This is a genomic window from Bartonella sp. CL266QHHD (genome assembly GCF_042195355.1).
Lineage (GTDB): Bacteria > Pseudomonadota > Alphaproteobacteria > Rhizobiales > Rhizobiaceae > Bartonella.
Genome location: NZ_JBHIOD010000037.1, coordinates 1 through 1,007, shown reverse-complemented (window position 1 = coordinate 1,007; position 1,007 = coordinate 1). Strand labels below are relative to the sequence as shown.

3 pseudogenes are annotated in these 1,007 nt (G+C 43.5%); all 3 read right to left on the bottom strand.

The features are described 5' to 3' along the window. Positions 1-244 (bottom strand): annotated as a pseudogene (locus ACFIK7_RS04615) (hypothetical protein); the annotation flags it as partial. Positions 245-259: 15 nt separating this feature from the next. Then, a pseudogene (locus tag ACFIK7_RS04610) lies at positions 260-307 on the bottom strand (hypothetical protein); the annotation flags it as partial. Beyond that, positions 295-1,007: pseudogene (locus ACFIK7_RS04605) on the bottom strand (hypothetical protein); the annotation flags it as partial. The pseudogenes ACFIK7_RS04610 and ACFIK7_RS04605, both read right to left, overlap by 13 nt.

Below are 1,007 nucleotides of genomic sequence, written 5' to 3'. Positions count from 1 at the left end.
TTATTTTCGGTCCACCAGAAATCACTAAGCCTGTTGCGTCTAAGATATTGTTTCCTGTTTGTATTTTATCGACTATGACACTCCTGGCGAGATCAAATTTTATATTATTGTCTTTATCGCCCTTTGTAACCGTGAGATTTGTACTTCCAGCGGAAAAATCTACTTCATCGTCTATAAGAACGGTCTCGCCATTTTCACCGCCAACAGACAATTTCCAACCGTTTTTTCTTACAACTTCTTCCAAATCTTTTAACTGTCCAAGATTAACTGCATCGGTAGATTCACTCCCAGCTGCTACGCCTGTAATTTGTCNACTTCATCGTCTATAAGAACGGTCTCGCCATTTTCACCGCCAACAGACAATTTCCAACCGTTTTTTCTTACAACTTCTTCCAAATCTTTTAACTGTCCAAGATTAACTGCATCGGTAGATTCACTCCCAGCTGCTACGCCTGTAATTTGTCGCGTTATACCCTTAGCAAAATTACCAACACTCACTGCGCCCCGCGTACTTTTCCATTGCGCCTCGGCGCTTTGTGAAGGACCCTGCAACAAAGAAGTGTAACCCAAAGCAGAGGCAGCCCTATCAGATACAGAATCGCTTCCTAGAGCAACACTTCCTTCTGCCGTTGCTTCTGAATAAAAACCCAAAGCAGTAGCATTCTTTGCGGCTGACTTTGCACGATGTCCTATAGCAGTCGTAGCATATTCCAAAGCTTTAGAAACAGCACCAACAGCCGTTGAATAATCAGCCTTTGCAATTGTATGGTCGTCTGGCCCAATCGATTCATTATATTCGGAACCTATCGCGATACTGTCTTTGCCTAAAGCATGAGCCATGTAGCCTATAGCAATGCTATCCACTTCCTTTGATACACGCGCTTGATAACCTATAGCAATACCACGGCTCCCCTCCTTCTCTACCAGTGCCTCAGTACCTATAGCTATCGAATGCTGATTAAACGTTTTTGCCTCACTACCTATAGCAATACTATACAGCGCCTCCT